Source organism: Mesorhizobium sp. LEGMi-168a (assembly GCF_058312955.1).
This window is the reverse complement of sequence record NZ_JBZEGV010000006.1, coordinates 187260-213656: the sequence shown is the minus strand read 5'-3', so window position 1 is coordinate 213656 and position 26397 is coordinate 187260. Positions and strand designations below refer to the sequence as shown.

Sequence of the window (26397 nt, the reverse complement as noted above, 5' to 3'; positions counted from 1 at the left end):
CGTCCGGAATTGCGTAAAAACAAAGAGATAGAGCATTGAAGGCGATCCTTTTTCGCTGGAGATGCTCTACTCGAAATAGGCCTTGGCGAGGCTGTTGTAGAGATCGCCGATTTGGCTGGCGAGATCGTCGAGCACCTTGGCGGTCATGTCCTGAGGTTCCATCACGGCGATCGCCGTGTTGAGTTGCAGAATTTCCTTCGCCGCCGGCGACATGTGTCCCTCGCCGCCGACGGAAGGCAGCATGCCGATCTCGGCCTTGAGCCGCTCGAGCTGGAAAAGGATGGAACGCGGGTTGAGCGGATCGAGCGCGAGCAGGTCGATTACCGTGCGCCGGCCGGCCTGCACCGGATATTGCCGGCGGTGGGTCATCACGCTGTCGCCGATCTCCAACATCATGTCGAGCGCGCCGTCGGGCGCGCCGTTTCCGGTCAGCCGGGCCAGCGTGCGGGCGATCTGGATGCCGCGCTCCAGCCGGCGCCCGATCTCCAGGAAGCGCCAGCCGGTAAAGCGGTACATGTTCTCGTGCAGCAAGCCAGAGAACCCCGCGAGCTTGCGCAGCATCACGGTCATCGCCCGCGTCGCGTCGTCGCCGGGCGCCACGGTGTCGGCGAACTGATGGATGGTCTTCGACAGGTCCTTCAGCGCCAGCCAGCCGTCCGGCGAGAAGCGGTCGCGGATCTGGCCCGCGCTGTAGACGGCGCTGTCGAGCGTGCCGATCAGCCCAAGCGGGATCGCCGCCTCGACCTCGATGCCGAACGGTTCGAGATAGTCCCTGATGTCGGCGAGCAGCGGCATCTCGGGGTCGGAGGTCTCCGCCAGCCGCACATGGTAGGCGCGCAGGATGCGGACCGTGTCTTCCGAGCGCTCGATGTAGCGGCCGAGCCATGTCAGGTTCTCCGCCGCGCGGCTCGGCAGGCTGCCGGGCATGGTGCGGGTGAAGCTGTCATGCTCCTGCGGCAGCAGCGTCTCGCGTTCGACAGGCCGGTCGCTGACCACCCAGACATCGGCAGCCTGGCCGCCGCGCTGCATGGCGATCGCCGTCGGGTCGAGCGAGAAGCCGACGCGCGCGAAGCCGCCGGGCATGACGGTCCAGCCGTCCGGCGTCCGCGCGAGATAGACGCGCAGGCTGGCGGGCCGAGGCTCCAGCACACCGCCGACAAAGACGGGCGTCGTCGAGAGCGTCACGGCCTCCTGGCCGACAAAGCCCGCCCCGTCGGCTTCAATCCCCGCGATCAGTTCCGCCCGCTCTCCTGCCGAAAGCGCCGAGCCGAGCCGCGTCGCCCCATCGTCCTCGAAGGCGAGCCTGGTCGACAGCGCCGGGCCGATCACCATGCGGTCGATATTGGCGAGCACGTGCGCGCGTTCGGTCTGCTGCCCGCACCACCAGGTGGCGATGTTCGGCAGTTTGAGCTCCTCGCCCTGCAATTCCCGCGCGATCCTGGGCAGGAAGGAAAGCAGCGCCCGCGTTTCCGCCAAGCCCGAGCCGAGCGCGTTGACGGCCGAGACGGTGCCGCGCCGGATCGCCTCGACCAGCCCCGGCGTGCCGATCTGCGAGTCCGGCTTGAGCTCCAGCGGATCGGCGAAGGCCGCATCGAGCCGCCGCCACAGCACGCCGACCGGCATCAGGCCCGAAACGGTGCGCACCATCAGCCGGCCGCCGGACACGGTCAGGTCCTCGCCCTCGAGCAGCATGATGCCGAGATAGCGCGCGATATAGGCGTGCTCGTAATAGGTTTCGTTGAGCGGTCCCGGCGTCAGGATGGCGACGCGGCCGCCGGATTCCTTGGCCATGCCGTTCAGCGCGTCGCGAAAGCGGCGGAAGAAGCCGGCGAGCCGGTGCACATGCAGCTCGCCATAGATATCGGACAGAGAGCGCGTGGTGGCGACGCGGTTCTCCAGCGCGAAGCCGGCGCCCGACGGCGCCTGGGTGCGGTCGCCCAGCACCCACCAGCGGCCGTCCGGTCCGCGGCCAAGCTCGAAGGCGACCATGTGCAGGAAGTGGCCGCTGGCCGGCCGCACGCCGACGACCGGGCGCAGATATTCCGGACTGGCGGCGATCAGCCCGGCCGGCAGGACGCCGGTCTCGATCAGACGGTTCGGCCCGTAGATGTCGACCAGGATCGCCTCGAACAGGTCGGCGCGCTGGATGAGGCCGGCGCTGATCTCTGCCCATTCCTTTTCGTCGATTAGCAACGGGACATGCGCCAGCGGCCATTCGCGTTCATTGGCCCCGGCCTTGTCGTAGACGCGGTAATAGACCCCTGCGTCGCGCAGATACTGGTCGGCGCGGGTAAAACGCTGTCCGAGCGTTTCAGCCCCCAACACATCCAGCGCTTCGATGAAGGACCGCCAGGCCGGGCGCGGATTGCCTGACACATCGACCATCTCGTCGACGACGCCGTCGATCGGCCGATAGTGCTCCAGCAGGCTCTGCGCCCGCGGCCTTCCGCCCGCCCGTTTCTGATTCCCCTTGGCCATTGTGGATCAGAGTCTCGCCGGCCGCCTGAGGTCAAGGGTCATCGGGAAGTCTTCAGAAGCTTCTTCGTCGCGCAACACATAACCGCCGGGCGTGTGGCCGCGCGGCTCGAAGCGGGCGAGCCGCCGCGCCTCTGCTTCATTTCCGTTGACGGGGAAGGTGTCATAGTTGCGGCCACCCGGATGCGCGACATGGTAGACGCAGCCGCCAACCGAGCGGCCCGACCAGCGGTCGTAGATATCGAAGACCAGCGGTGTGTTGACCGGCAAGGCCGGATGCAGGCCGGATGCCGGCTGCCAGGCCTTGAAGCGCACGCCGGCCACCGCGACTTCGCGATTGTCGGTCAACTTCATGGGCACAATGCGGCCGTTGCAGACCACCGCGTGGCGTTCCGGGTTTAGACCTTCGGTCCGCACTTGCAGCCGCTCGACGGAGGAGTCGACGAAGCGGACCGTACCGCCGATGGCGCCCTGCTCGCCCATCACATGCCACGGCTCCAGCGCCTGCCGCAGCTCCAGCTTGACGCCGCTGTGCTGCACCTCGCCGCAAAACGGAAAGCGGAATTCGAGCTGGGCGGCGAACCATTCGGGACGGAAGTCGAAGCCATTGAGCTTCAAATCCTCCAGCACGTCGAGGAAATCCGCCCAGACATAATACGGCAGCATGAAACGGTCGTGCAGCGAGGTGCCCCAGCGCACGAAGCGGCCGTCGAGCGGGCTCTTCCACGCGCGGGCGATGATCGCACGCACCAAAAGTTGCTGCGCCAGGCTCATGCGTGCATTCGGCGGCATCTCGAAGCCTCGGAACTCGACCAGACCGAGCCTGCCGGTCGGACCGTCCGGTGAGAACAATTTGTCGATGCAGATTTCCGAGCGATGCGTGTTGCCGGTGACGTCGGTCAAGAGATTGCGGAACAGCCGGTCGACCAGCCACGGCAAGGGCGCTTCGCCCTTGTCCGGGTGCGGCACCTGCGCCAGCGCGATCTCGAGCTCGTAGAGCGAATCGTGACGCGCCTCGTCGATGCGCGGCGCCTGGCTGGTCGGGCCGATGAACAGGCCGGAGAACAGGTAGGACAGCGAGGGATGCCGCTGCCACTGCAGCACCAGGCTCTTCAACAGGTCAGGCCGGCGCAGGAACGGGCTGTCGTTGGGCGTCGCGCCGCCGACCACGACATGGTTGCCGCCGCCGGTGCCGGTATGGCGGCCGTCGATCATGAACTTGTCGGTGCCGAGCCGCGACTGCCTTGCCTCCTCGTAGATCGCCGTGGTCACGGCGACGCATTCCCGCCAGTTGGCGGCCGGATGGATGTTCACCTCGATGACGCCGGGATCCGGCGCGACCCGGATGACGTTGAGGCGCGGATCGTGCGGCGGGGCATAGCCCTCGATATGCACGGGCAGACCGATCGCCTTGGCCGCGTTCTCGGCCGCCGCCACCAGTTCGAGATAATCTTCCAGCGCCTCGACCGGCGGCATGAACACGCAGAGCCGCCCATCGCGCGGCTCGACGGTGAGCGCGGTGCGCACCGCGCCGCCGATTTCGGTGATCTCCTGCTCGACACGGTCCTGCTGGCTGGTCGCCGCGGTGAAGGACACCGCTTGCTGCCGGCGCGCCGCTTCGTCGGCGCGCTCAGGCTCTGCCGGAGCGGCTTCCGGCAAGATGGCCGCGCGTGCCGGTAGCGAGCCGCGCGGCACTGATGGATCGACCGGCACGATGTAGGGGAATTGCGCCGGCGGCACGTAAGGCAGCGTGCCAAGCGGCAAGCGGTAGCCGACCGGTGAATCGCCGGGAACCAGGAACAGCCGGCCGCGCCGGGTGTTCCATTTCTCCGAACGCCAGCGTTGCCCCGCGGCCTGGCTGTTCCAGCGCTGGACCGGTAGCACGTAGCCGGATGGCTTGGTCAGGCCGCGCTCGAAGACGCGCGCCATGCGGCTCCGCTCTTCGGGATCCTCCAGCTTGGAATTCGACGGATCGACATTGTCCGGCAGCTTGCCTTCCTTGAGCAGCCATTCGGCCGGGTCTTCATAGGCTTCACTGACCATCGCCTTGTCGATGCCGAGTTCGCCGGCGATAGCCTTGAGCAGGTTTCCGGCCTGCTCCGGCCCGACTGCGGTATTGCCCTTCTCCCGCGCGATCAGCGAAGGGTCGCTCCACACCGGCTCGCCGTCGGTGCGCCAGTAGAGCGAAAAAGTCCAGCGCGGCAGGCTTTCGCCCGGATACCATTTGCCCTGGCCGTAATGCAGGAAGCCGCCCGGCGCGAAGCGTTCGCGCAGCCGGCGGATCAACTCATCCGCCTTGTCGCGCTTGGTCGGGCCGACGGCCGCCGTGTTCCATTCGGCGGACTCGAAATCGTCGATCGACACGAAGGTCGGCTCGCCGCCCATGGTGAGGCGAACATCCTGCTCTTGCAGAACCGCATCGACCTTGTTGCCCAACGCGTCGAGCGCCTCCCAGCTCTCATCCGAGAACGGCTTGGTGATGCGCGGATGCTCGGCGATGCGGTCGACCCGCATGTCGAAGCTGAAATCAACATTGGCGAAGCTCGCCATGCCGGAGATCGGCGCGGCATTGCGAAAATGCGGCGTCGCCGCCAGCGGCACATGGCTTTCGCCGGTGAGCAAACCGGAGGTCGGGTCGAAGCCGATCCAGCCGGCGCCGGGAATATAGACCTCGCACCAGGCATGCAGGTCGGTGAAATCGACCGACGTTCCGGGCGGCCCGTCGAGCGAAACCAGATCCGGCTTCAACTGGATCAGGTAGCCGGAGACGAAGCGCGCGGCGATGCCGAGATTCCTGAGGATCTGCACCAAAAGCCAGCTCGAATCCCGGCACGAGCCCTTGGCCGCGGCAAGCGTTTCCTCGGGCGAATAGACGCCAGTCTCCATGCGCACGATATAGGCGATCTCGCGCTGCAGCCGCGCATTGAGCCCTACGAGGAAGTTGACGGTATTCGCCGGGCTGCGGTCGATGGTTTTCAGAAAAGCCGACAAAAGCGGTCCGGCGGGCTCCGGCGCGCGGTAGATGGCGAGGTCTTCTCGTATCTCTTCCGGGTACTCGAACGGGAAATTTTCGGCCGATTCCTCGACGAAGAAGTCGAACGGGTTGTAGACCGTCATGTCGGCGACGAGATCGACCTCGATCTTGAGCTCGCTCACCGGCTCCGGAAAGACGAAGCGGGCGAGGAAGTTGCCGTAAGGGTCCTGCTGCAGGTTGACGAAATGGTTCTTCGGCTCGACCTTGAGCGAATGGCTGAGCACCTCGGTGCGCGAATGCGGCGCCGGCTGCAGCCTGATCACCTGGGGGCCGAGAACCACCGGCCGGTCATACTTGTAGTGGGTCAGGTGGTGGACTGCTGCCAGAATTGCCATGGTGCCCCGGAGAATGGCGTTTTACCGCCAAACCCTGACACAAGTCCTGGGCATTCTCCAAGCAGAGATGTTGCGTTGCACCTAATTTAAGCAGCTAATAAACGCACGACGTCGCCGGATAATAGCCAGTCTCCGGCGTCCGTGATTGGCGAAGACCCCATGCGTTCGTCATCCTATGTCGGAGCAAGGAGCGAAGCGACGCGCGCAGACCATAGGATCCATTCCGTGACGCCAGCCGATGAACGCGGCGGTGCAGAACTAACCTCCGACGCGCTTCTGCGCCGACAATTCCCGTACCGCAGCGGCGCCTCGACGTCACGGCATGGATCCTCGGGTCAAGCCCGAGGATGACGAAGCCAAGGCTTGCGACCGCTCAAAAGAAGGCTTGGATACCCGTCTGCGCCCTTCCCAGGATCAGCGCGTGCACGTCATGCGTGCCTTCATAGGTGTTGACCGTCTCCAGGTTCTGCGCGTGGCGCATCACGTGGTAGCCGATCTGGATGCCGTTGCCGCCATGCATGTCGCGGGCCTGGCGGGCGATGTCGAGCGCCTTGCCGCAATTGTTGCGCTTGACGATGGAGATCATCTCCGGCGCCATCTTGCCTTCGTCCATCAGCCGACCGACGCGCAACGAACCTTGCAGGCCGAGCGCGATCTCGGTCTGCATGTCGGCGAGCTTCTTCTGGAACAGCTGCGTGCCGGCGAGCGGCTTGCCGAATTGCTTGCGGTCGAGGCCATATTGCCGCGCCCGGTGCCAGCAATCCTCGGCGGCACCCATCGCCCCCCAGGAGATGCCGTAGCGCGCGCGGTTGAGGCAGCCGAACGGCCCTTTGAGGCCCGAGACGTTGGGCAGCAGCGCCTCTTCACCGACCTCGACGCCCTCCATCACCACCTCGCCGGTAATCGACGCGCGGAGACTAAGCTTCCCCCCAATTTTCGGCGCCGAAAGCCCTTTCATGCCTTTTTCAAGCACGAAGCCGCGGATCTGGTTGTCATGTGCGGCCGACTTCGCCCAGACGACGAAAACGTCGGCGATCGGCGCGTTGGAGATCCACATCTTGGAGCCGGAAAGCCGATAGCCGTTCGCCGTCTTCTCGGCGCGCGTCTTCATGCCGCCCGGATCCGAGCCGGCATCCGGCTCGGTGAGGCCGAAGCAACCGATCCATTCGCCGGAGGCAAGCTTCGGCAGGTATTTCTTGCGCTGCTCTTCAGAGCCATAGGCGTGGATCGGATACATGACCAGCGACGACTGCACGCTCATCATCGAGCGGTAACCGGAATCGATGCGCTCCACTTCGCGCGCGACCAGCCCGTAGGTGACGTAGTTGGCGCCGAGCCCGCCATACTCTTCCGGAATGGTGATGCCGAGCAGGCCCGCCTCGCCCATCTCACGGAAGATCGAGGGATCGGTCTTTTCATCGAGATAGGCTTCCTCGATGCGGGGCGCCAGCTTGTCGGCGGCGAACGCCGCCGCGCCATCGCGCACCATGCGCTCGTCCTCGGAAAGCTGGTCCTCGATCAGGAAAGGATCGTTCCAGACAAAGGCGTTCTTCTCGGCGGCCATGACCTTGGACTCCCGGCATATTTTTGAGGTTGCCCGGCTTATCGGCCTCCCCAGGAGAAAAATCAAACAAAATTGCGTCACGGATCAATGAGCGTTAGTAATGGATCATGAACGTCCAGCGCCGGCTCCTACCGAACACCGCCGCCCTTGCCGCCTTTGAGGCGGTGGCGCGCCTTGGCTCCTTCACCGCCGCCGCCCGCGAGCTGGATCTGACCCAGGGCGCCGTCAGCCGCCAGATCGGCCTTTTGGAAGAGCAGTTCGGCCGCCGGCTGTTCGAGCGCGACAGCCGCAATGTCCGGCTGTCGATGGCCGGAGAAATCTATGCCGAGGCGGTGCGCGCCGCACTTGGCCAGTTACGCGATGCTGCGCTCGGATTGATGAGCAATCGGCATAGCGGCGTCCTCAACCTTGCCATCCTGCCGACCTTCGGCACGCGCTGGCTGATGCCGCTCATCCCGGACTTTGTCGCCCGCCACCCCGACATCACCATCAACTTCGCCACCCGCATCGGCCGCTTCGACTTCGCCCGCGAGCGGCTCGACGCCGCGATCCACCACGGCATGCCCGACTGGCCGGATTCGGACTGCACGCTTCTGATGCGCGAAACCGTCATTCCGGTGGTTTCACCCGAATTTCTGGCCAACCGCGACATCGCCACGCCGGCCGATATCAGCCGCCTGCCGCTGCTGCACATGGCGACGCGCCCTGGCGCCTGGAGCGAATGGTTCGACGAGCAGGGTCTCAGCGCGCCGACTGGTCCCGGCATGCAGTTCGAGCAGTTCGGCACGGTCGCGCAGGCCTGCATGGCGGGCCTTGGCGTGGCGCTGCTGCCGGAAATCCTGATTGCCGGAGAACTGCAGCGCGGCCAGTTGCTGCCGGCGCCGGGCCAACCGATGCAAAGTCGCAACGCCTATTACCTCGTCGTGCCGCATGACAAGCGCGGCCATCCGCCCGTCGCCAGTTTTCGCGACTGGCTGCTGGGTCAGATCGGCAAGGAGCCGGCTGTCCTGGCGTGGTAGCTACTTGCGCCCTGTTCCGGCCGCTCCCGGCTGGCGCTCCGCCTCGACGTTCAGCTACAGAAGTTCCTGCCATCGCCGCGCACCGTGAACCACGCGCACGATCTCGGCTCCGTCCTCGGTCTGGCGATAGAGGATAAGGTAATTTCCTGCGGGAAACGTCCGTAAGTCCGCCCGCACCTCCGGCCGGGCAACGCCCATTCCCGGCATTTCGGCGATCCGCTGGCAATGGGTGTACATCTCGCCATACCAGCGCAACGCCGCTGACGGGCTGTCTTCGGCAATGTAAAGCGCGATGGCCTCGATATCCGCCTCGGCTTCCGGTCGTAGGCGGAGCGTCATCTACGACTTGCGTTCGGCGATTTTCGCATCGAGCTTGTTTTTGATCCGGGCGAAAGCCTGATTACCGTCGACCGCGTTGCCACTTGCGATGCCTTCATCCCAAAGACGGCCCAACTCGTGGATAGCCTGATCACGCTGTGTCCGACGAAATTTCCAGTCGCGCAATGCCTCGCGCATAACTTCGCTTGCCGAAGCGTATTCGCCCGCAGCGACGACCTCCCGCATCATGTTTGCCATTTCGGGAGTGAGGGCAACACTGACTTTTTCTACATTCGCCATACGCTAATAGTAGGCAACCTTACTACCGATTGCAAGGAACGGCGCTCTTAGCACGCCCACCGGCTACTTCCGCTTCATCGCCTCGGCGAGCGCCGCTCCAAAGGCGCCTTGCTGTGCCGGCCGCTCCTGTTGCCGATGCGGCATCGAAGAGCGCGGCGCGGCCTTGCCGCCCTGATCGCGCTGACTGCTACGGGACGCGCCCTCGCCACCATCCTTGCGCATCGACAGCCCGATGCGTTTGCGCTTGATGTCGACATCGACGACCCGCACCTTCACGACGTCGCCGGCCTTCACCACCTCATGCGCATCCTTGATGAAGCGGTCGGCCAGTTGCGAGACATGCACCAGCCCGTCCTGATGCACGCCGATGTCGACGAAGGCGCCGAAGGCGGCGACATTGGTGACAGTGCCCTCGAGCAGCATGCCTGGCTTCAGGTCCTTGATGTCGTCGACGCCCTCGGCGAAGGTCGCCGTCTTGAAACCGGGGCGCGGATCGCGTCCAGGCTTTTCCAGCTCGGCGATGATGTCGCGCACCGTCGGCAGGCCGAAACGCTCGTCGACGAAGACGCGCGGGTCGAGCGCCTTCAGCGCGGCGCTGTCGCCCATCAGCGAACGCACGTCGCGGCCGCATGCAGCGACGATTTTTTTCGCCACGCCATAGGCTTCCGGATGCACCGAGGAGGCATCGAGCGGCTCCGTGCCGTTCGGAATGCGCAGGAAGCCGGCGCACTGCTCGAACGCGCGTGGTCCGAGGCGGGCCACATTCAACAGATCGCGGCGGGTGGCAAAGGGACCGCCGGCATCGCGATGCGCGACGATCGCTTCGGCAAGCGACGGCCCCAGCCCTGAAACCCGCGCCAGCAGCGGCGCCGACGCCGTGTTGAGGTCGACGCCGACCGCATTGACCGCGTCCTCCACCACCGCCTCCAGCGAGCGGCCGAGCCGGTACTGGTCGACATCGTGCTGGTACTGGCCGACGCCGATCGATTTCGGCTCGATCTTGACCAGCTCGGCCAGCGGATCCTGCAGGCGTCTTGCGATCGACACCGCGCCGCGCAGCGACACATCCAGGCCCGGGAACTCCGCCGCTGCCGTGGCCGAAGCGGAATAGACCGAGGCGCCGGCCTCGCTGACGATAACCTTGAGCGGCTTCGGCCCTGACCCGGCCGGCAGGTCCGACAGCATATCAGCCACCAGTTTCTCGGTCTCGCGGCTGCCGGTGCCGTTGCCGATCGAGATCAGCTCGACCTTGTGCTGGCGGATGAGGGCTGCAAGTTCGGCCTGAGTGCCGCGCACATCGTTCCTGGGCGGGAACGGATAGACTGTCGTCGTCGCCACCAGCTTGCCGGTGCCATCGACCACCGCCACCTTGACGCCGGTGCGGATGCCCGGGTCGAGACCCATGGTCGGCCGCGAACCGGCGGGCGCTGCGAGAAGCAGATCCTTGAGATTGCGGGCAAAGACATGGATCGCCTCTTCCTCGGCGCGCTCGCGCAGATCGCGCATCAGGTCGAGCGTCAAGTGCAGCGACAATTTTATCCGCCAGGTCCAGCCGGCCACCTCCATCAGCCATTTGTCACCTGGCAGGTTGCTGCCGATGGCATAGGCATTGGCGATCATGCGTTCGACCGGCTTCACCGGCGATTGATCGACCGGTTTCACCGGCGATTGATCGACCGGTTTCACCGGCGATTGATCGTCGGCATCGACCTCGATGTCGAGCGACAGCACCTCCTCGTTGCGGCCGCGCAGCATGGCCAAGGCGCGGTGGCTGGGCACGCCGGCCCAGCGCTCGGCATGGTCGAAATAGTCGGAGAATTTCGCGCCCGCTTCCTGCTTGCCGTCGACCACCCTGGCGTGCAGGAAGGCGCGTTCCTTCATATAGGCGCGCAGCTTGCCGACCAGATCGGCGTTCTCGGCGAATTGCTCCGACAGGATGTCGCGCGCGCCTTCGAGCGCCGCCTTGGCGTCTGCCACCTCTTCCGTGACATAGGCGAGCGCAAGCTCGGCAGGCACGGCCGAACGGTCGGCAAGGATCGCCTCGGCCAATGGCCCGAGCCCGCGCTCCCTGGCGATCTCGGCCTTGGTACGGCGCTTCGGCTTATAGGGCAGGTAGATATCCTCTAGCTCAGCCTTGGTGCTTGCCGCAGCAATCTTGGCCTCCAACTCCTCGGTCAGCTTGCCTTGCTCGCGGATCGAGCCGAGGATCGTTTCACGCCGCGCATCGAGCTCGCGCAGATAGGCAAGCCGCTCGGAAAGGTCGCGCAACTGCGTGTCGTCGAGCCCGCCGGTGACTTCCTTGCGGTAGCGGGCCACGAACGGCACCGTCGCGCCCTCGTCCAGCAGCCCGATAGCCGCCGCGGCCTGCTCCGGCCGCGAGCCGATCTCGGCCGCGATGATTGCTGCGATGCGCGTGATATCCGATGCCATGCTGATCCCTGTCGAAGAGAGCGGCGACCATAGGCCGGGATGTCCGTCTCGCCAACCATGGTGCGCTCACCCGACCCGGAAGGTCCACAGGAAACAGCGGTGAATGAAGTGCCGGATCGGCTCAAACCATCACGCTCAGTGCCTCGAAAAACGCCACGATATCGACGTCGAGCCGGTCATCCACCGGCTCCGGCTGCGACGACATTTTCGCGATCACCACCTCGTCCCTGGGATTGACGTAAATCCACTGCCCGTGGATGCCGATGCCGCAAAAGGCGCCGGTTGCCGTGCCCATCTGGTACCATTTGTTGCGGTAGCGCCCCTTGGGGAACAGGAAAGCCATCGTGCCGCGCTGCCAGGCCTCGTAGCTGCCGCCGGCGGCGACCGTGTCGCGCACCCAGGCCTCCGGCACAATGCGGCGGCCGTTGGCCGTGCCGCCCTGCCGCATCATCTCGCCGATGCAGGCAAGATCGCGTGGCGTCATCGACATGCCGCCGGCGGTGCGCGCCGTGCCTTCCATGTCGACCGTCACCGACATCTCGCTCGCGGCGCCGAGCGGCAGCCACAGTTTTTCGCTGAGCAGGTCGCCGACGCGTTTGCCGGATGCCCGCTCCACCAGAATGCCGAGCATGTCGGAATTCGGCGAGCGGTAGCGGTAGGTTTGCCCGTGCGGCTCGGCGAGGCGATGGATCGTCAACAGGAAAGCCGCAAGGCTCTCCGAGCCGCCGCCGGGATTCCACAGCGTCGCGCGGCGATAGCGGGCGAAGGCGCTTTCCGGGTCGAGATAGGCTTCCTCGAAATCGAGGCTGACCGTCATGTCGAGCACGTTGCGCACGCTGGCATCGCCATAGGCCGAGCCTTCGGCTTCGGGAATGTAATGCGTCACCGGCGCTTCCGCGTCGAATACCCCCTCGCCTTCCAGTATGCCGGCGAGAACCGCGGTGACCGATTTGCTGATCGAGAAGATGATGTGACGCTGGCCGAACGGCATATGCGGAGCCGACCAGTCGCCGACCAGCCTACCGCCCTTGATGATCGCCAGCCCGTCGGTGTCGGAGCGTTTGAGGAAGGCCTCGACGCTTTCGGCGCCGCCGGCCAGGCTCACTTTCTCCCCGAGCAGACTTCCAAGCGGTTTGGCCTGTTCCTCGCCGCCGGGCGTCACCGCGACATGCACGCTCGGCACCAGTTCGCCGACATTCTGGAACGACCATTGGCTGAACGGCCTCAGCCGCCAGTTATCGAGCCGCACGTCCTTGCGGGCAAAGCCGTATCTGGTCTCGAACGCAGTCTTGCCGGCCACAATTGTCTCCCGGATCTCTTGTTTCTGGTTCTCAGGCGAGCGCCGCGGCGATGGCGTGCACAGCCTTCAACGTCGCCACCGAATAGGCGATGTTGGTGAAATCCGGATAGGTCGAAAGCTTCACCACGACCATCCTGTTGTCCCAGTCGATGTGGATCAGCTGCCCGAACACGCCGCGGCACATCAGCGAACGCGAACGCGGGTCCTCGATCCAGAACTGGTTGCGGTAGCTGCCTTCCGGCAGACTAGGATTGAAATCCGGGCCATGCCGACCGTTTCGCGTCGCCTCGATCCAGCCGGCCGGGATCACGCCGCCGCCATTGTCGAGGATCAGCTGGCCGAAGCGGCCATAGTCGCGCAGCGTCGCGTTGAACCCGCCTTCGGCCAGCGCATAGCCGGCGCTGTCGACAGTGAAGCAGGCACTCTCGTCGGCGCCGAGCTTCTGCCAGAGCTCTTCCGAGACCAGCTGAGCCAGCCGCTTGCCGCTCACCCGCTCCATGATGAAGGCAAGCACGTCCGTCTCGATCGAGCGATACTCGAAGGCCTCGCCATGCTCGCGTACCTTGTCCTTCAGCCGCAGGATCAGCTCGAACATATGCGCCGGCCACTGGAAGTTGGGATCGCTGCCGGGCGGCACCGGTTTCCAGCCGCTGGCGACATCGACCTGGCCGATCTCGGAATAGCGATCCGTGTATTCCTCGGAGAAGCGCACGCCCGTCGTCATGTCGAGCACGTGCTGCACGGCGGCGCCGGCCCAGGCGGTCTCGCCGAGCTCCGGAAGATAATCGGTCACCAACTTGGCCGGGTCGATCAGGCCGCGCCCGACCAGGATGCCGAACACCGATCCGGTAACGGACTTCGCCATCGACTGCGACAGATGCAGCGTGCGCTCGTCCATGCCGTTGAAATAGCGCTCATAGGCTATCCTGCTGTCCTTCAGCACCAGGAAGCCGTCGGCATAGGTCTCGTCGAGCAATCCGGCGAGTGTCGTCGCGTCACCTTTGCCGTCCACCACCGGCAGGCCATCGAGATCGACATCGGCGCGCTCGAGGCGGCGGCGATGGCCATGGCCGCGCCATACTTCCACCGTCGGCAGGACTTCACGGATGTTCTGGAATGCCCACCGGTTCCAGGGGCCTCTGTCCCAGTCGAGCTTCGGCGGCACCATCGCCGGCGGCGAACCCTGCATGATCGGCGGCCGCGGATCGGAGTTGCGGTAAGACGTCATCAAATCCTCCGGTGCATGTCGCCCAAAAGTGCGCAGCGGACTTGGGAACGACATGCGCAAAAGACAAAGACACAAGAAAGGGAGGCCGGAGCCTCCCCTCCTTCATGCTTTATGGCGGAGCTATTTGCGCAGGTTGGTCCAGATCTTGTTGTAGATCTCCACCACGTCCGGCGGGCACGGCGGCACGAACTCGGGCGTCGGCGAGCCGGACGGCGGGCTGATTTCCGGCGAGTTGGCGAATTCCGCCGGCAGGAATTTGTGGCTGCCCGCGATGCCGTTGTCATAGCCGGCGAACTCCGAGATCAGCGCCGCGTTCTCGGGCGCCATCACGAAGTCCTGGAACAGTTTGGCGTTATCGAGGTTCTTGGCGCCCTTCAGCACCGCGACATTGTCCATCCAGCCTTCGACGCCTTCCTTAGGATAGGCGTATTTGATCGCCGGGATCTTCTGGCGCGAACGGTACGCCGCGCCGTTCCACTGTTCCGTCACGATCACATCGCCGGAAGTGATCTTGGTGATGGTGTCGTAGCTGAAGGTTTTCCATGACGGCTTCGCGGCCGTCAGAATCTCGTTGATCTTCTTCAGATTGGCTTTATCGGCGCCGCAGCGCGGCACGCCGGCATAGCGTTCGGCTGCGTGCATGACGGTGTTCACGTCGTCGAGCACATTGATCTGGCCCTTCAGCGCGTCCGGCGGGTCGAACAGGATGGCCAGCGTGTCGATGTCGCCCTTGAACTTGTCCATGTTGACGGAGAACGTCGTGGTGCCGAACTGCCATGGCGCGGTGTAGTGCCGGCCGGAGTCCCAATAGACGTCGACGAAGCGCGGATCGATGTTCTTGCCGTTCGGCATCGCGTTGGGCTCGGTCTTTTCGAGCAGGCCCTCCTCGACCATGATCTTCACGGTGTAGTCGGACGGCACCACGATGTCGTAGCCAGAATTGCCGGCGCGCACCTTGGACAGCATGGTTTCGTTGGAATCGTAGTCGTCCAGCGTCACCTTGATGTTGTACTGCTTCTCGAACTTCTCGATCAGCTTCGGGTTGGTGTAGTCGCCCCAGTTGTAGATGTGCAGTTCGCCGTCGGCGAGCGCCGGCACTGCCCATAGCAGCACGGCCGCGGAAACGGCCGCCATCAGTTTTCCAGACATTGTATGTTCTCCTTGCCTTCCCATTGTTTTGTGTTGGAGCTCACGGGTCACTTGGCGCGCCGGCGCGCGATCAGGAACGAGATCGAGACGAACAGGATCGACACCAGAAGCAGGATGGTTGAGATGGCGTTGATCTCCGGTGTCATCGGCCGCCGGATCTGGTTCCAGATGTAGAGGGGCAGCGTTGTCTGGCCGGGACCGGCGACAAGCTGGGTGATGGTGAAATCGTCGAAGGAGACGATGAAGGCGAGTGCCGCGCCCGACATGATGCCGGGCACCAGCAAGGGCAGCGTGATGCGTTTGAAGGCATTCCACGGCGTCGCGTAGAGGTCGGCCGCCGCATATTCCAGCGTCAGGTCCATGTCCTCCAGCCGCGCCCGGATCGGCATATAGGCGAAGGGGATGCAAAACACGGTGTGGGCGAGGATCAGGTTACCGATGCCGAAATTCAGCCCGAACGTGCCGGCGATCAGCGCGAAGAAGGAGAGCGTCGCCACCGCCGTGATGATCTCCGGCACCATCAGCGGCAGGTTGATGACCATGAATGCCGCGGCAAGCCCGCGCCATGGCTTCACTCTCGTCATACCGATGGCCGCAAGCGTGGCGCAGACGGTCGAGATGATCGTGGCGCTGACCGAGATGATCATCGTGTTGCGGGCGGCGTTGTGGAATTCCTCGTTGAGCAGCGCGGTGCCATACCAACCGAGCGTGACGCCTTCCCAATGCGTGACCAGCGAGCCGCTGTTCAGCGAGAAGATCATCAGGATCAGCACCGGCACATAGAGCACCAAAAGGCAGATGACGGCGATCGAGCGGAAGCCCGGCTGGTCCTTGATGTCGATGGTGCGGGGCTCAGCCATGCTGCACCTTCCCCGACGTGTTGCGGACGTAGAAGAAGAGCGCCACCAGCACCGCAGCCATCAGGATCAGCGCCTGCGCGCAGCCGAGCGGCCAGTTGCGCCCCGAACCGAATTGCTGGGCAATGAGGTCGCCGATCATCAGGTGGACGCCGCCGCCCAGGATCAGCGGCGTGACATAGGCGCCGAGCGCCGGGATGAAGACCAGCAGGCAGCCTGCGATGATGCCGGGTTTGGACAACGGAATGATCACCCGCCAAAGCACCTGGCGGCGCGTGGCGTAGAGATCGTAGGCCGCCTCGATCAATCGGAAGTCGAGCTTTTCCAGGCTTGAATAGAGCGGCAGCACCATGAACGGCAGGAAGGCGTAGAGCAGGCCGAGCTGGATGGCGAAGTTGGTGTAGAGCATGGTGATCGGCTTATCGATCACGCCAAGCGCCAGCAGCGCGTTGTTGATCAGGCCCTCGTCGCGGATGATGAACATGATCGCCAGCGTGCGCACCAGGAGGTTCGACCAGAACGGAATGGTGATCAGGAGCACCCACCAGTTGCGTTGCGCCGGCGGACGCGTGGCCATGAAATAGGCGGTCGGGAAGCCGAGCAGCAGGCAGATCACCGTCGTCACCACCGCGAACAGGAACGAGCGCAGATAGATGATCAGGAAATCCGGCGTGAACTGCAGCGTGTCGTCGAAGATGTCGCGCTGGAACAGGAAGTTCAGATAGGCGTCGGTCGAGAACTGCCACTGCACGCCGCCATAGGGCGCGGCGACAAGGAACGAATAGACGCAGATGATGATGAGCGGCAGCACGCCGAAAATGCCGATGATGATCAGCGCCGGCAGCGACAGCAGCCGGTTGCGCCGCGCGCCGGCTTTCACCGCCTGGGCTTCGAACGACGCGGCCTTGGAAAGCGTGGTTGGGGAGAGCGTGGCTGTCGTCATCAGTCTTTCAGGACGCGCGCCGCGTCCTCCTCGAACTGGATGCCGACCTTGGCGCCGGTCTCGTAGGTCACCGGGCTCGAGCGGCTGTTCTGGTGGCGCACGATGAAGTTTTCGCCGCCGTCGAGCTTCACATGGTAGTGCGTGTCGGTGCCGAAATAGACGATGTTGGAAAGCGTGCCAGTGATCGTGCCCTTGGCCGGGTCGGGCACCAGGTCGGCATGTTCGGGGCGCACCACCAGCGTCACATCGCCAGACGGATCGAAGCCTTCCGGATAGCCCGCGGCGATCGTCACGTTGCTGGCGAATTTGACGGTCGCCACGCCGGGCTTCTTCGACACCACCGAGCCCGCCAGGAAATTCGTCTCGCCGATGAAGTCGGCGACGAAGCGTTCGGCCGGCCGGTCGTAGATGTCGCGCGGCGTGCCGACCTGCAGGATCTTGCCCGCCGACATTACCGCGATGCGGTCGGACATCGTCAGCGCTTCTTCCTGGTCGTGGGTGACGAAGATGAAGGTGATGCCGGTCTCGTTCTGCAGCCGCTTCAGCTCGATCTGCATTTCCTTGCGCAGCTTGTAGTCCAGAGCCGAGAGCGGCTCGTCGAGCAGCAGCACTTTCGGCTGCGGCGCCAACGCCCGGGCGAGCGCCACACGCTGCTGCTGACCGCCGGAGATCTGGCTGGTGCGGCGCGCCTTGAGCGCCTCCATCTTGACCAGCCTCAGCATCTGCGCGACGCGCGCTTCAATTTCGCCCTTGGGCCTGCCGAGCATCTCCAGCCCGAAGCCGATGTTCTCCGCCACCGTCATATGCGGGAACAGCGCATAGCTCTGGAAGACGGTGTTGACCGGGCGCTTGAAGGGCGGCAGCGGCGCGATGTCCTGGCCGTGCAGCAGGATTTCGCCGCCAGTTGGGAAATCGAAGCCGGCTATCAGTCTCAGCAGCGTCGTCTTTCCGCACCCCGACGGGCCGAGCAGTGTGAAAAATTCGTTCTCGCGGATCGACACCGACACCGTGTCGAGAGCGGCTACCTGGTTTTCGCCGGTTCCAAAAACTTTGCGCACACCGCGAACTTCGATCGCGTTCTTACCCGGTTGTTCCGGCACGATTACCCCATTGAGAGAGCCTGCTCTTGGCGGCAGGTTTGTTCCTGTTTGATTGTCACCATAAGCCGGCTGGCTTGGCAACTGCGGAGCAGTGACTCGATTTGAATCTCGATTTCAATTAAGCAATTCCTATGCCATCGTTAGGCTTGGTAGGTGATCTTCCCCCCACAGATCGTGGTTACCGGCCGCACGGTGTGCAGCGCTTCCGGCGCCGTCCCCTCTATATCGGCCGACAACACGACGAGATCGGCGAGGTATCCGGTCTTCAGGCGGCCCTTGCGGTGTTCCATGAACTCGGCATAGGCGCCCTCGACCGTGTAGCCGGCAATCGATTCATGTAGCGAGAAGCTCTGGTCCGGCAGGCCTTCTGCCCAAGGTTTGCGCATCACCGCCGCCTGGATGCCCAGGATCGGGTCAACCGGTGAGACCGGCCAGTCGGAGGCGAAGACGACCCGTGCTCCAGCGTTCTTCAGCGTGCGCCAGGCATAGCTCAGCGGCCACTTGTCTCGTCCGATGCGCGAGATCGTCGGCTCCAGTGGGAAATTCATGGCGCCCGGCGGATGCGGCGGCTGCATCGACGCCAGCACGCCGAGCTCGGCAAACCTTGGCACGTCGAGCGGCGTGGTGACCTCGATATGCTCGATGCGATGGCGACTGTCGCGCCTGCCGTTCTTCTTCAGCGCCGCCTGATAGCCGTCGAGCACGGCGCGCACCGCGCCGTCGCCGATCGAATGCACGGCGATCTGCAAGCCGCGCCTGTCGGCCTCGACCGCCACTTCGGCGAAATGCGCGGGCGAAAACAGCGGCTCGCCGCGCCAGCCCGGCCGGTCGGCATAGTCGTCGACCATCACCGCGGTCCAGGAATCCAGCACGCCGTCATAAAAGACCTTGACCATGCCCGACGACAGCCACTCGGAATTGTAGGTCGCCGCCATGCGCGAGGCTTTTTCGAGCATGTCCAGCTGCATGAAATTCTTGAAGTGGAACGGGATCTTGGTGCGGCAGATCAGCCGCCCCTCTTCTTCCAGACCGGCGAGCAGCTGGAGCTGGTAGAGGTTGCCGTCCATGTTCTGGATCGAGGTGATGCCGTGCTTTGCGCACCACTCAAGCCCGCGATGCATGAGGTCGCGGTCGGCGGCCAATTCCTCGGCCGATGGATAGGGGCTCGGCTCTTCGCCCGTCAGGCCGAGTCGTGTCCGGTTCGCCCCGAAATGCTCGAGGATCGGTCCGAATGCCTCGCCTTCGCGCAGCTCGCCGGCGGCAAGTCCGTCAGCACCCATGACGACCTCGTTGCCCGGCCCCACCTGCTTGCCGTTGAGCAGGCCGGCCTCTTCGAGCGCCTTGGTGTTTGCCCACATCGTATGGTGGTCCGAGGCCGACATGGCGAAGGGCCGGTCGGGGATGATGCGGTCGAGGTGATGCCGCGTCACCGGTTCGGGCAGGATCGCGTAGTCGACCCCGGCGCCGATCAGCAGCCTCGCATTCGGACGCTTTGCTGCGAAACCCTGGATCGCGTCGCGCAGCGCATCGAAGCCATGCACGCCCGCCAGATGCAGATTGTCGAGCTCGGCCGCGCCGCCGAACAGATGCATATGCGCTTCGATGAAGCCCGGCAGGACGGAGCCGCCTTGGGCGTCGACAACCTTTGTCGCCGATCCTTTGAGTTCTTCGATCGAAGCGCGGCTGCCGATGGCGATGATGACGCCATCCTTGACGGCAACAGCTTCAGCGGCGGGATTGTCGTCGTCCATGGTCAGCACACGGCCGTTGACGACCACCAGATCCGCACCACCATCCGCAACCGACATCGCGACTCCACATTTTGCTGAGGGACCGACAGCGCCGAGGGTCCAACGAGCTGCCGCTCCACCGGGGCGACGCCATGGGACAAAAGTCGATGCCGATGCGCCGTCTTCGAAATTCCCCTTGTTATCGTGGAAGACAGCGTGGATAAAGAATGCGACTGTTTATTCGCGTTTGTCAACAGCCGGAATTTGGAATGTATAGTGGACTGCACCGCGCGCCGATGGTGAGGCCGAGCGGGGAACGGGGGCAACGAGCAGTGAAGCGCAGTCTCGACCGCAAGACCAGAATAGCGCTCGAGCCGCGCAAGCAGCCGCGGCAGCAACGGTCAAGCAAGGTGGTCGACAGAATTCTCGACGCGGCGCTGATCCTGACGCGGGAGCAAGGAACCAGAGCGCCGACGACGCTTGCCATCGCGCAGCGCGCGGGCCTGTCGGTCGGTTCGGTTTATCAGTACTTTCCCAACAAGGAAGCCATTCTTCTGGACCTGGCCCGGCGCTGGCTGTCGTCTTTTCCTCAGGTGATCCAGAAGCGCATCAACGCCCCCCGGCCAACCAACCGTGACGAGTTTCGGCGCGAAGTACGCAAACTCTTCATCGACACATCCAGGCTCTATCTCGAAAACGCCACCCTGATGCCGGTGATCGAGGCCATATCCGGCAACGCCGACCTGAGGCCGATCCAGGACCAATATGACAAGGAGATCATCGCCCTCTACGCCGCGTGGCTGCAGCATGTGAACCCGGCTCTCGAAGACAAGATCGCCAGCCGGCTCGGCGTGTTGATGATGGAAGTCGGCCATGTCTGCCGGCTTGTCGGGCTTAAGAGGGACCGCAGGACATTCGACCTCATCGAGGACGATGTGGAAGCCATGTGGCTCGCTCTGGTGACCCCCTATCTCAATCTCGACTGATTTCGCACCTCGAAAGGATCCCCATGAAGACTGTCTATTCGCCGCTCCATGCCGGTCATGCCGGGCAGATGGAACTGGTCACGTCGGCGATTGTCCCTGGTTTCGAAAAGCCGTCGCGGGCCGAATTCATCAGGGCAAGGGTGGAGAGCGAGAAGCTTGGGCCGATCATCGGGCCGGTCGAGCACGAGCTTGCCGCCGCCAAGCGTGTGCATGAGGCGCACTACATCGATTTCCTGCCGACTGTGTGGCCGGAATGGGTCGCTGCCGGCTTCAAGGGCTCGGCCATGGCCTTCACCTGGCCGACGCGGGGGTTGCGCGGCGACGTGCCGCCGAAGCGCATCGACGCCCTGCTCGGCTATTATTCCTTCGATGCCGGCGCCACCTTCGTCGAAGGCACCTGGGCGGCGATCAAATCATCCTATGACGTCGCGCTGACGGCGGCAGCCCTGGTCAAGGGCGGCGAGCGGACCGCCTTCGCGCTCTGCCGGCCGCCGGGCCACCACGCTGGCGCTGCCTTCATGGGCGGCTACTGCTTCATCAACAACGCCGCCGTCGTCGCGCAATGGTTCCGCGACCAGGGCGCCAAGCGCGTTTCGATCCTCGACGTCGACTACCACCACGGCAACGGCACGCAGGAGATCTTCTACCGCCGCGGCGACGTCCAGGTGCTCAACCTGCATGGCGACCCGATGATCGAGTACCCCTTCTTCCTCGGCCATGCCGACGAGCGTGGCGAAGGTGAAGGCGAAGGCTTCAACATCAACTATCCGATGCCCTTCAGCACCGACTGGGACGGCTGGAACGCCTCGCTGGAGGATGCCTGCGCCAGGCTCGCGGCCTATGCGCCCGACGTCGTCGTGGTGTCGCTTGGCGTCGACACCTTCGAGAAGGACCCGATCAGCCAGTTCAAGCTGAAGAGCGAGGACTATCCCAAGATCGGCCGTCGCATCGCCAGGCTCGGCCTGCCGACGCTGTTCGTCATGGAAGGCGGCTACGCGGTGGAAGAGATCGGCATCAACGCCGTCGGCGTGCTGACCGGGTTCGAGGATCGCTGAGCCGCGTCGAGCCGGAAGGAGATGCGCCCCGGATGCAGCCGGGGCGCATTTTTTGACGACTTTACCTCGAGGTCATCGGCTCAACTCACCCCTGAAATTATCGCCAAGCAACGCGAGACGCGGCCTCTGAGTCGCAACACGAGTCCACCGGATTCGATTTTGTCAAATCGCGTTTGATGTCGGATTCATCTGCGGGTAGATTAGACCCGAATCAGCCGGTCCACGGGGGGCGCGGCAACCACCCAAGGTCTCTTGTTCCGGCGCTCGGCCGGCACCAGGCGCGGACGGCTTCGCGTTCCCCAAAAGGATTCGGCTCGGTTGGGCGCTGTGCGTGCCCTTGAGTGTGTTTTCGTCAATGTGACGCGTTTCGGGTCCGGACGCTGGCTAACGCCGGCACCGGGCACAGGGATCGATTCCGGCCAGAATATCAAAATGAGCAGTCCCGCCGCGCTTCTCCAACCCGACGCTTCAGGCTCGCGCCTGGCGTCCCGCGGCGATCTCACCAGCTTCTTCATGCAGCTTGCCGCCAACATCGGCGCCGACAGCTACATGCTGGTCGCCATCGTCCACGACCAGGACCGCAACGATGCGCGCATCGTGTCGTCGAACTGGATCTTTGACGCCATCGAGCTGATCGGCAAAAGGCTGATTGCCAATCTTGCGCTAGGCCCCCTGACGGCGGCTCCCGGCGTACGCCCCAGACCGCTGGTCGCGGCCCACGCGCCCGATGCCGGCGCGCTGCTGAGCGGCGAGGAGGCCAGGCTGCTCGACGTGCTCGGCCACGCCGAAATCTATTCGCTCAGGCTGAATGTCGGCCGCCAGCGCCTTTTCGTACTGTTTTCCGCCGCCGAGCCCGACAAGATCGACCTCCCGGCCCTGATGAAGGCGCAGCTGAAATGCTGCTACGCGCTGTCCGGCATCCCGCAATTGATCGCCGAGGCATCCATGCAGGATCCGCTGTCCGACCGCGAGCGCGAATGTCTGTTCTGGGTGTCGGAAGGCAAGACCACCGACGAGGTGGCACTCATCCTTGGCGTCTCGTCGAACACCGTCAACAGCTACATCACGCATGCCATCCAGAAATTCGCGGCCAGCAACCGCGCGATGGCGATTGCGACCGCGATCAGGAGCGGCATCATTTGAAGCACGCACAGGTCAAAGAGGCCGCGACCGCCCTTTTCAACGATCAGCGCAATCCGTTCGGCGCCTTCTCGCTCGGATCGGAGACGCATCACGCGGTGACCATCCCGGACGCCGTGCGCCGTTGCCGCTGGATTGCCGTCGACATCAACGCTTCCGGCTTTGGGCTGTTCTTCGTCAGCCCTTCCCTGGAGCGCGCCCGCCTGGTCGCCTGCTTCGATTCCGATTATCCGTCGACCGCCGTCGCGACCAAATTCATCTCGGGCGCCAGCGGCGAGGAGATGGTGCGCCACAGCCGCATCTCGACGACACCGCGCTGGTGGGCCGATGACGGCATCGCCGGCTCGCGGCGGACGTTTGAGAACCTAACATGGTCCGAGGCGACCGCGCCGTTGGCGCCAGGCACCAACGGCATCGCCTTTCCGGTGCATGCGGATCGCGGCCAGTGCGGGCTGGTGGTCTTCCTGGGGCCGGACATTACGCTGTCGGACGACACGCTCTGTGAAATCCACGCGCGTTGCTTTGCGCTGTTCGCGGCGGTCGCCCGCATCCGTCCAGGCGAAACCGGCAGGACGCGCGCGATCTCCAAGCGCGAGCTCGAATGCCTGAAGCTGACCGCCAACGGCAACACCAGCGAAGAGATCGCAAAGCTCCTGAAACTGTCGGTGCACACCGCCAACCAGTACCTGACCCAGTCGACGCAGAAGCTCAACGCGGTCAACCGCAACCAGGCGGTGGCCAAGGCGCTGCGCCTGGGCCTGATCGAGTAGCTCGCTCAGGCCAGGCGCCTACACTCTTCAATTCATCATCAGGGGTAAGCGAGCGGCTCGGTCCTACGGATGCGCGCCTCTTCGATCGCATCCTCGAGCAGGGCCGTGTTGTGCTCCGGCGTCTCGCCCGGCTTCTCGAAAGACACGTAGTTGACGACCACGGACGTCCCCTGCCCGGTCAGCGTCAGCTGAAAGTAGACGGTGACGCCGCGCGGCCGAAGCTCGAGATCGAGCACGATGCGCGGATGGCCCGTCCAGTCGACATGCGCCTCACCGCCATGGCCAAGCCTGAGCGTGCCAGGCTGGAAGTAGAGTTCCGCGGCCGAGTCCACCAGGTCCGAGAGGCAGGCGAAATGCTCCAGCCGGATGAAGGCGATATAGTCGGCGACCTCGATCAGCCGCAACTCGCCGACCACATCCTGGATGGCGCTGGCGACGATCTGCTCGCGTGAATTGGCGTGTGGTTGCCGGTTCATGGATTAGAAGCAGCGTCCGTTCATTGGGTTACTTTTCGCTCGGCCTTCTTCGAGTAGACGATCCGCACCAGCTCGGCGACGGCCTGGTAGAATTGCGACGGGATCACGCTATCAACCGAAACTTGCTTGTACATGGAGCGGGCAAGCGCCACGTCCTCGAAGATCGGGATGTTGTGCTCCCTGGCGATCTCGCGAATTTTCAGCGCCACCAGATCCTGGCCCTTGGCGAGCACCAGCGGAGCGGAGTCCTCTTCGCGGACATATTTCAGCGCGATGGAATAGTGCGTCGGATTGGCGATGATGAGCGTCGCGCGCGGCACCGCCGTCATCATGCGCCGCCGCGCCCGGTCGCGCGCCAGCGAGCGCAGGCGCGATTTCACGATCGGATCGCCTTCCGACTGCTTCATCTCGTCCTTCACTTCCTGCTTGGTCATGCGCAGGTCGCGCCGCCAGTGGAAGCGCGACCAGACGATGTCGGCGACCGCGATCAGTCCCATGACGAAGACGATCGCCGTCAATATGTCGACGGCGATGCCGCGGATCTCCAGACCGAAGGCGACAGAGTTGGTGATCATGCCGGCGAGCAGCCTGCGATGATCCTCCGACAGCGTGAAGGTGAGGACGGCGATCGCAAACGCAAGCTTGGCCAGCGACTTGCCGAATTCGACGAAGCCCTGCACGCCGAACATGCGGCTCCAGCCCTTGGCGATCGAAATGCGTGACAGTTGCGGCCTGATCCGTTCGCCGACAATTTGCGGTATGTTCTGAAACACCGAAGCGCCGACGCCGGCGACCACCAGGAGCACCAGCAGGCTGACGACGGCGCGGCCGACCTCGATCAAGACCTGCTGGTAGAGCGTGATGACGTCGGTCTCGGTGTCCATCGGCCAGGCTTCCGGCTTTTCCAGGAACATGGCGAGGAACATGCCGAGATTGACGATGGCGTCCTTGGCGTAGAAGACGGTGAACACCAGTATGGCAAGGAAGGAGGCGAAGATGGCGGTTTCGCGCGAATGGGGCAGCTTGCCCTGTTCGATCGTGTCGCGGATCTTCTTTTCTGTGGCTTCCTCGGTTTTGGAATCCTTGTCGACCGCCTCAGCCATGGTGCCCTGACCGGATCGCTACCCGTCAGGCCGCTTCGGCGGCGGTCTGCGTCGCAGGGAGCTCGAATGCTCCTTGCCGCGACAGACGGATGGTCGCTACCGCGACCGTCTTGCGCGCCGCCATGATGTCGGTGAGCGCAATGCCTTCCGATCCCTGTCCGAGCTCGGATTCGATCATGCGACGTGAGCGTGCACCGATCGCCGACAGCACCGCTTCGGTGAGCGGCGCCGGCGCGCCGCGCAGAGCCAGCGTGACGAGCTCGGTCGACAGTCCGTCGAACAGAAGCACGCGCGCCTTCTGGGTGAGCAGCGGCAGATCGTCGAAGGCAAAGAGGCGCGACTTGACGCCGGCGAGGTCGGGCGTGCCGGCCTCCTCCAGATCCTGCATGAGCTCGTCGAGCTCGGGCTTGGCCATTTCGTTGAGCACGCTGGCGACGCGCTCCTGGCCGGCTGAAGTGTCCCTGGTCGCCTTTTGCGAAAGCACGCTGGCGCGCAGCTGGTTCTCGACGATCCTGGTCGCCGCGTCCGGAATATTGGCCATCGTCACCATGCGCTTGATGATCTGGCTGCGTATCGGCTTTTCCATCGTCAAGAGCACATTGGCGGCAGTCTGCGGCGCAAGCTTCGACAACACCATTGCGGACGTCTGCGGGTGTTCGCCGGCGAGGAAGGTCCCAAGACGCGCGGGCTCGAGCTTTTCGAGATCCGGCCAGATCGGCGGCGGCCCTTCCGGCGCCGGCTCGAATTTCCTGTCGCCCATGATGGCGCTCATTTCCTCGGGCGACAGCGATTCGTTGAGGATCGTGTCCATCCGATCGGCCGAATCGAGCAGGCCGGCGCCTTCCGTGAACTCGGCCTCGAATTCCGCGACGATGCGCTCCAGATCGGCTTGCGGGATGGTGCGCAGCAGGCGGGCGCCCTCGATCAGCGCCTTCAGCTCTTCCTGCTTGAAGAATTTGAGCAGCCGACTGGCCGAGGGCTTGCCCATCGCCACCAGGATCGCGGCGGCCTTTTGCGGGCGCGTCAGCGTCAATGACGTCATCATGCTTTGCTCCGCTGCCGGTCAGTGCTCTCGCCGTCCATGC

21 protein-coding genes are annotated in these 26397 nt (G+C 64.2%); 5 read left to right on the top strand and 16 right to left on the bottom strand.

Going from position 1 to position 26397, the window contains the following annotated elements:
• Window positions 1-66: 66 nt before the first annotated feature.
• From AC4FWB_RS11340 to AC4FWB_RS11330, 3 genes are all read right to left on the bottom strand, one after another.
• Window positions 67-2478 (bottom strand): circularly permuted type 2 ATP-grasp protein, encoded by a 2412-nt coding sequence (locus AC4FWB_RS11340; RefSeq protein ID WP_491026085.1) that lies wholly within the window; start codon window positions 2476-2478, stop codon window positions 67-69.
• Between the two features lie 6 nt (window positions 2479-2484).
• On the bottom strand, window positions 2485-5844 hold the full coding sequence (locus AC4FWB_RS11335; protein ID WP_491026084.1) for a transglutaminase family protein: 3360 nt from the start codon (window positions 5842-5844) through the stop codon (window positions 2485-2487).
• 373 nt (window positions 5845-6217) lie between these two features.
• Window positions 6218-7408, bottom strand: coding sequence for an acyl-CoA dehydrogenase (locus AC4FWB_RS11330; RefSeq protein WP_491026083.1), 1191 nt, complete (start codon window positions 7406-7408; stop codon window positions 6218-6220).
• A 107-nt stretch (window positions 7409-7515) separates the two neighbouring features.
• On the opposite strand from AC4FWB_RS11330, the gene AC4FWB_RS11325 reads away from it, so the two are divergent.
• Complete coding sequence (locus AC4FWB_RS11325) at window positions 7516-8427, top strand: LysR family transcriptional regulator (protein WP_491026082.1); 912 nt, start codon at window positions 7516-7518, stop codon at window positions 8425-8427.
• Window positions 8428-8481: 54 nt separating this feature from the next.
• Here AC4FWB_RS11325 and AC4FWB_RS11320 read toward each other — a convergent pair whose 3' ends face one another.
• From AC4FWB_RS11320 to AC4FWB_RS11275, 10 genes are all read right to left on the bottom strand, one after another.
• On the bottom strand, window positions 8482-8766 hold the full coding sequence (locus AC4FWB_RS11320) for a type II toxin-antitoxin system RelE/ParE family toxin (protein WP_491026081.1): 285 nt from the start codon (window positions 8764-8766) through the stop codon (window positions 8482-8484).
• Window positions 8767-9045: a type II toxin-antitoxin system ParD family antitoxin gene (locus AC4FWB_RS11315; protein WP_491026080.1), complete on the bottom strand. Its 279-nt coding sequence runs from the start codon at window positions 9043-9045 to the stop codon at window positions 8767-8769.
• Between the two features lie 63 nt (window positions 9046-9108).
• Window positions 9109-11475 (bottom strand): Tex family protein, encoded by a 2367-nt coding sequence (locus tag AC4FWB_RS11310; RefSeq protein WP_491026079.1) that lies wholly within the window; start codon window positions 11473-11475, stop codon window positions 9109-9111.
• A gap of 121 nt (window positions 11476-11596) precedes the next feature.
• Window positions 11597-12775: a serine hydrolase domain-containing protein gene (locus tag AC4FWB_RS11305; RefSeq protein WP_491026078.1), complete on the bottom strand. Its 1179-nt coding sequence runs from the start codon at window positions 12773-12775 to the stop codon at window positions 11597-11599.
• A 31-nt stretch (window positions 12776-12806) separates the two neighbouring features.
• On the bottom strand, window positions 12807-14003 hold the full coding sequence (locus AC4FWB_RS11300) for a serine hydrolase domain-containing protein (RefSeq protein ID WP_491026077.1): 1197 nt from the start codon (window positions 14001-14003) through the stop codon (window positions 12807-12809).
• 120 nt (window positions 14004-14123) lie between these two features.
• The gene (locus AC4FWB_RS11295; protein ID WP_491026076.1) at window positions 14124-15152 is read right to left on the bottom strand and encodes an extracellular solute-binding protein; all 1029 of its coding nucleotides are present in this window, start codon (window positions 15150-15152) and stop codon (window positions 14124-14126) included.
• A gap of 47 nt (window positions 15153-15199) precedes the next feature.
• Window positions 15200-16012: an ABC transporter permease gene (locus AC4FWB_RS11290; protein ID WP_491026075.1), complete on the bottom strand. Its 813-nt coding sequence runs from the start codon at window positions 16010-16012 to the stop codon at window positions 15200-15202.
• Window positions 16005-16952: an ABC transporter permease gene (locus AC4FWB_RS11285; protein WP_491026074.1), complete on the bottom strand. Its 948-nt coding sequence runs from the start codon at window positions 16950-16952 to the stop codon at window positions 16005-16007. The genes AC4FWB_RS11290 and AC4FWB_RS11285 overlap by 8 nt, the downstream gene beginning before the upstream one ends.
• Window positions 16952-18052, bottom strand: coding sequence for an ABC transporter ATP-binding protein (locus tag AC4FWB_RS11280; RefSeq protein WP_491026073.1), 1101 nt, complete (start codon window positions 18050-18052; stop codon window positions 16952-16954). The genes AC4FWB_RS11285 and AC4FWB_RS11280 overlap by 1 nt, the downstream gene beginning before the upstream one ends.
• 140 nt (window positions 18053-18192) lie before the next feature.
• Complete coding sequence (locus tag AC4FWB_RS11275) at window positions 18193-19860, bottom strand: amidohydrolase (RefSeq protein WP_491026072.1); 1668 nt, start codon at window positions 19858-19860, stop codon at window positions 18193-18195.
• Between the two features lie 254 nt (window positions 19861-20114).
• Between AC4FWB_RS11275 and AC4FWB_RS11270 the strand changes: the two genes are divergently transcribed.
• The 4 genes from AC4FWB_RS11270 (at window position 20115) to AC4FWB_RS11255 (ending at window position 23733) form a co-directional block, all read left to right on the top strand.
• Entirely contained in the window at window positions 20115-20768 is a 654-nt protein-coding gene (locus AC4FWB_RS11270; protein ID WP_491026071.1) for a TetR/AcrR family transcriptional regulator, read from the top strand.
• Window positions 20769-20791: 23 nt separating this feature from the next.
• A complete protein-coding gene (locus AC4FWB_RS11265; RefSeq protein WP_491026070.1) occupies window positions 20792-21823 on the top strand; it encodes a histone deacetylase family protein in 1032 nt (343 codons plus the stop codon).
• A gap of 432 nt (window positions 21824-22255) precedes the next feature.
• Window positions 22256-22966: a helix-turn-helix transcriptional regulator gene (locus AC4FWB_RS11260; RefSeq protein WP_491026069.1), complete on the top strand. Its 711-nt coding sequence runs from the start codon at window positions 22256-22258 to the stop codon at window positions 22964-22966.
• Window positions 22963-23733 (top strand): helix-turn-helix transcriptional regulator, encoded by a 771-nt coding sequence (locus AC4FWB_RS11255; RefSeq protein WP_491026068.1) that lies wholly within the window; start codon window positions 22963-22965, stop codon window positions 23731-23733. The genes AC4FWB_RS11260 and AC4FWB_RS11255 overlap by 4 nt, the downstream gene beginning before the upstream one ends.
• A 38-nt stretch (window positions 23734-23771) precedes the next feature.
• Here AC4FWB_RS11255 and AC4FWB_RS11250 read toward each other — a convergent pair whose 3' ends face one another.
• The 3 genes from AC4FWB_RS11250 to AC4FWB_RS11240 are packed head-to-tail and all read right to left on the bottom strand — an operon-like array spanning window position 23772 to window position 26357.
• The gene (locus AC4FWB_RS11250; protein ID WP_491026067.1) at window positions 23772-24209 is read right to left on the bottom strand and encodes a BspJ family T4SS effector nucleomodulin; all 438 of its coding nucleotides are present in this window, start codon (window positions 24207-24209) and stop codon (window positions 23772-23774) included.
• Between the two features lie 20 nt (window positions 24210-24229).
• Window positions 24230-25312, bottom strand: coding sequence for a flagellar biosynthesis protein FlhB (gene flhB, locus AC4FWB_RS11245; protein WP_491026066.1), 1083 nt, complete (start codon window positions 25310-25312; stop codon window positions 24230-24232).
• A gap of 25 nt (window positions 25313-25337) precedes the next feature.
• Window positions 25338-26357, bottom strand: coding sequence for a flagellar motor switch protein FliG (locus AC4FWB_RS11240; protein WP_491026065.1), 1020 nt, complete (start codon window positions 26355-26357; stop codon window positions 25338-25340).
• Between the last annotated feature and the right edge of the window lie 40 nt (window positions 26358-26397).